This window comes from Schlesneria sp. (assembly GCF_036405755.1).
GTDB lineage: Bacteria > Planctomycetota > Planctomycetia > Planctomycetales > Planctomycetaceae > Schlesneria > Schlesneria sphaerica.
Genome location: NZ_DASWWZ010000284.1, coordinates 1 through 5,370, shown reverse-complemented (window position 1 = coordinate 5,370; position 5,370 = coordinate 1). Strand labels below are relative to the sequence as shown.

Sequence of the window (5,370 nt, the reverse complement as noted above, 5' to 3'; positions counted from 1 at the left end):
GTTGTGCGAGATAACGCTGGCAGGGAAACATGGTGCCTCTCAATCGATGTAGACAAATTCTTTGACGTTGAACATCACATGGCAGAGATGGCTCCACGCCTGCCGTTGGTTTTCTGGTTGAGCCGCACCCTGTGACTCCAGAAACGCGGCCGCCTCGGCCGCTTCGGACTCGGAGGGGAGGCGAGCAAACGCCATTTGATAAAGTCGATCCAGCCGTTGCCGCGTCGTGGCACTTTCTTCGGCGAGCAGTCGTCCGGCCCAGAGTTGGGCCTGTTCAATCACGAACGGATCGTTCATGAGGATCAAGGCTTGTGCAGGTACGTTCGAGACTGTTCGTCGACCAACGGTCGAGAAGGGGGATGGCGTATCGAATGCGAGCATCATCGGCGACAGGAAATTCCGGCGAACCGAGATATAAATGCTGCGGCGGCCGTTACCGTCCAGCGGGCCACTCATTCCGGGACGACCCCGACCCTGCATGAATTCGGTCAGATGAATCGGCACACTGGGTCCGTACAAAGTCGGGTCGAGCCGACCGGACACGGCCAGTAGCGAGTCCCGAATGACCTCCCCCTGAAGGCGGCGAATGGCCATCCGGTGCCACAATTCATTATTGGGGTCGAGCGCATCCGCATCCGTCGGGCGGCTTGACATCTGGTACGTCCGACTGAGGATCAGGGAACGGATCATTCCCTTCGTCGACCAGCCGTTGCGGACGAATTGATCTGCGAGATAGTCAAGCAGTTCAGGGTGCGTCGGGGGAAGTCCCAGCACTCCGAAATTATCGACCGAAGGAACAAGTCCTCTGCCGAACAGGTGGTGCCAGATACGATTCACAGCGACCCGCGCGGCGAGCGGGCTGTCGAGAATCTCTCGAGCCAGTTCCAGTCGACCGCTTCCCAAGAGGGCTGTCGACTGAGACGCAGTCAGATCGTGTGGTTGTAACGCTTCCAGAAAACGACGCGGGACCAGATCTTTCGGGTTGCTGGAATTTCCCCGAACGAGCAGGTATTCGTCCACCCCGTTTCCTTCCAGCATGGCGGGCGCCAGGCCGGATTCCCAGCGAACGTTCTTCGCCAGCTCTGCTTCGGCGGTAGAGTCATCACTTACGTGAATCAGCGATAACGAATCTTGAGGGGCGAAGAGGCTGAGGTGTGTGACCAGCCAGTTCGCGAGCGGGGCGAAACGGCTAGCGTCAACGTCTTTGTCTGTCGCAGCCGAATCGGATTCAGGGCCCCTGGCTTCTTTGGCGAGCAGACTTGCCGCCACTCGAAACTCTTCAGCATATGCGGCAACTCGTTCAGCCACAGGCTGACCGGCTGTTGTCAGGACCCCGCGATGAAAAAAGGGAGGTTCCGGCAACTTGGGAGCGTCATCGCTTGCCACCACCATCGCGATTGTCAGCGGGCCGTCATCGGCGGGTGAGAACTCAATATGCATGCGATGGCCGGGGTAGAGCGACAAATCGTGTGAAACCCAGTGCCACTCGTTGTCGGCGTGTTTATATTCCCGCAAAAGACCACCGTGGAGCGGGCCGACGACAATCAGATGCGAATTGACGGCTGCGTAGGCCCGAACGGAACCCCGGACGAGGTACCAGAGATTTCGCTTCTGTAGCGAAAATTCGGGCGTTCGCACCATGCGTCCATACTGCTGCCATGCTCCCAAAGTCCCATTATCGACTTCGGTCCCGTTTGAGAGTCGGATCTCTTTCCAGAACAAATCCCGATTCCACCCCCCCACTGTATCGATGTGGAAGGGATGAGATTGAGTTGCGGTGGAGAGAACCAACTGACCCCGTGGTTGTGGCTTCAGCCCGAACGAAACACCGTCCTGAGGGGCGGTTTTGATTGCAGGGTCGCCGAAGTCGACGATCAGCTCATAATTTGCGGAAGGGCTCGCAGTCGTACCGGCAGGGGTTGACGAGACTGGCGCCTCGCCGCCGCCGCTGATGGCTGACAACGGGTTGGCAGTGGTGAGTCCATGCAGGGGATGGCGCACGTCATCCCGCGCCACGATCAGTTCGGCGCACCAGCCTGCCAACATCCGGGGGTCAAGTTGCGTCTCAGAGGCCGTTCGCTTGACCAGATCAAAGTCGGGTAAGCTGCCGGGGTCTGCTCCCGGGGCCAGTTTGCTGGAGAAACCGGCGTCAATTGTGCGAACTGCAGCCAGCAGAGAGCGGTCGAGTTGATCGAGGGCCGGTCGAGTCAGTGTCACCAGATCCTGTGCGACCTGCTGACGCGAGCGGGATCGGCGTTCATCCAGAGTTTGAGCGATCCGTTGATGCTGTTCCTCAGTATCGACTCGCATTTGTCGATAGCTTCCGCTCAGGGCGAAGCCGGCGAGTGCGTAATAGTCCTTTTGAGAAATTGCATCGAATTTGTGATCGTGGCAGCGGGCACACGCAACGGTCAGGCCCAGGAACGTCTTCGTGAGGACGTCCAGTCGGTTATCGATCCGATCCGTCTCATCCTTACGGATATCGACGGGCGAATGGACCTCTTCCCCCAGAAACCAGAACCCGGTCCCCAGGACAGATTCGTTGATCGGGAGTTCGCTTCCGGAGGGAGAGGGACTGGTCGCCCGCCAGCGGGGAGAGATTAAGTCCCCAGCGATTTGTTCCGTGAGAAAGCGATCATAGGGGACGTCGGCATTGAATGCTCGAATGACGTAGTCGCGGTACTGCCAGGCATTCGGGATGATCGGCTCAAACTCATGGCCGCGCGTTTCCGCAAACCGGGCAAGATCGAGCCAGTGCCGTCCCCAGCGCTCGCCAAAGTGGGCGGAATCCAGCAGGCGATCAACGACAAGTTCGAGTGCGTTTGGACGACTGTCCTGAACAAACTGTTCGACCTCTTCTGGCGAGGGGGGAAGTCCGATCAGGTCGAAGTAGATCCGGCGCAGCAACGCTCGTTTTTCGGCAGAGGGAGCAGGGCTCAACCCGCGCGACTGAAGCTTGGCAAGGATGAACCTGTCGGTATCCGTCAGGGGCCAGTTTGATGCGCCGGTGTCGGGCAATGGTGGAGCCGTGACAGGTTGCCAGCACCAGTGAGCTGCCTTTCGCTCGGCAACGTCGAAGGGTTTTGCGACGCCCGTTCCGGAAGCCGATTCCGGGGGCCAGGGGAGTCCCAGTTCCACCCATTTTGTGAGAATCTCGATTTCTTCGGCGGGGAGTTTTGATTTCGGGGGCATCTGGTAGAGATCCCCGTAATTGATGGAGGAAAGAAACAGGCTTTCCGCCGGCTTCTCGAGGACGACGGCGGGACCGGTGTCTCCTCCCGTCAACACTCCGGTTCGAGAGTCCAGCGTCAGGCCTCCTCGGGGAGAGGTCTGGTCCGAGGAATGACATTCGTAGCACCGCTTGACCAGCAGAGGGCGCACTTCCTTCTCGAAGAAGTCCAATGACTCTTCCGAGAATGAGGGTGTCTCATTGGCCATCCCGCTCGTGATACAAGGGGAGACAAGACACGTCACCCACATCAGGAACATTCTGACGAACAGTCTCATCAGCAACTCCGTAAAGGATTCCCCACCCAGATCTCGCAGCGACCAGCTCCAGCGTCTCAGGGAGAGGAATTGTAACAAACCCCGTTGATCCGTCTCCGTCCCAGTGTAGACGATTCCGGGCTGACAGGGCAGATACATCAGCATGGATAGATGGACGGTGGAGGGGTTTTAAGAAACCGATACAGGTGGGGGAGGTGCCGGGGGTGAAGTAAGGCCTGAATCGCTAAAACAGCGGAGGCGAAGGAGTTAAGGCGTGTGGGGACTGGAGAAGTCGGCTAAGACCTCCTTGAGATTACGTCAGCAATATGCGTTCGCAGGCCACCGCGTGACACTCCTCGGTCCGGCAGCACGCTGTTCCGCACCCAAGATAAGGCACCAGGGATGACAAGTCACTGCGTCGCAGAGAGTTTCGACAGATCGGCATTCGACCCGAAGATTTCATCGGGACGATGCATCGTCTTGGGAAATGTCGGACACCGGCGAGCTTCAGGCCACAGATTCATGTAGAGGAACGAGGCTCCTCGGCTACCGGGCCTCTCCCTGCAGGTTGTAGTCTTCGATCTTCTTGTGGAGCGTATTACGGTTAATCCCCAGTTTGACGGCCGCTTTCGTCTGAGTTCCCTGGCACGTGCGGAGAACCTGCAGCAGGACTTCTTTCTCGACCAGGGAGACGATCCGGTCATGGATATCCTGGGCCTCTTCTCCCGCTTCCATCAGGCCCAGAGTCACGAGTTCGCTACACATCTTCTGGATGCCGCCTGACTTGGAACGACTGATCCGGACGGGGGCGAGCCCGCGAACGTGGGGTGGAAACAGGTCCATGGTCAGCGTTTCGGTCGTGCACAGGACAATTGCCCGTTCGATGTAATTCTGAAGTTCGCGGACATTTCCCGGCCACGAATAGGACTGCAGCATCGAGATCACATCCGACGGGACTTTGGGAATCGGCCGTCCATTGGCGATGGCATACTTCTTCGCGAAGAATGTTGTCAGTGGCTCGATGTCCTCCGGGCGGTCGCGCAGGGGGGGAAGGTAGATCGGGACGACGTTTAATCGGTAGTAAAGGTCTTCCCGAAAACGATCTGCGTCGATTTCGTCGAGCAGATCCCGGTTGGTGGCGGCGACGATGCGGCAATCCACCCGGATGGTCTTCGTGTCGCCGACCCGTTCAAACTCCTGCTCCTGCAGGACACGGAGCAGTTTGACTTGCAGCGTGTAGCTCATGGAGTTGATTTCATCGAGAAAAATCGTCCCCCCGTGAGCCGCTTCAAACCGCCCGGTCCGATTCTCGTGGGCGCTGGTGAACGCCCCTTTCACGTGCCCGAACAGCTCGCTTTCGAGCAGACTTTCACTGAGTGCTCCGCAGTTGACCCGAATGAAAGGTCCGGAAGCTCGGGGACTTAGCTCATGCAGCGCACGGGCAATCAATTCCTTTCCGGTCCCTGTCTGGCCCATGAGAAGAACCGTTGCCGAAGTACTCGCGACCTGCCGTGTCAGTCGATAGACGTCAGTCATGGCAGGACCGGTGCCGATCATACCGTCCAGGCTCACCGATCCGTTTTTACCACTGCCACCAATGCTCATGCTTTACCAACCCTCAAGGAACCTGATGCCCATCTGCCGAACATTCTGCTGGGATAGTGAGCCCTGGCTTAACTTTTTCTCTCTTTAAATTTCAGTCGCGCAGATGCCTTCATTGCAGGCTTTCTCCTTGCTGTGTTTGTTGCGTAGATTGTACGCAAAGTAGCACGGAAAGTGTGCACGATTTCTCCGGAAAATGGTTTTGGCGACGGAAATCTCTGTAAGCAAGCACTATGCCCGGGCGACGGGGGATTCCTGTGCTGAAGTGAAAAGCCGAAGGAG

General features: G+C 57.9%; 2 protein-coding genes. Both read right to left on the bottom strand.

Features of this window, described 5'->3' with window-relative positions; all coding sequences use genetic code 11:
* Positions 1-39: 39 nt before the first annotated feature.
* A complete protein-coding gene (locus VGE80_RS09985) occupies positions 40-3,507 on the bottom strand; it encodes a PSD1 and planctomycete cytochrome C domain-containing protein (RefSeq protein WP_440592558.1) in 3,468 nt (1,155 codons plus the stop codon).
* Positions 3,508-4,032: 525 nt separating this feature from the next.
* The gene (locus VGE80_RS09980) at positions 4,033-5,091 is read right to left on the bottom strand and encodes a sigma-54 interaction domain-containing protein (RefSeq protein WP_373653131.1); all 1,059 of its coding nucleotides are present in this window, start codon (positions 5,089-5,091) and stop codon (positions 4,033-4,035) included.
* Positions 5,092-5,370 lie beyond the last annotated feature (279 nt).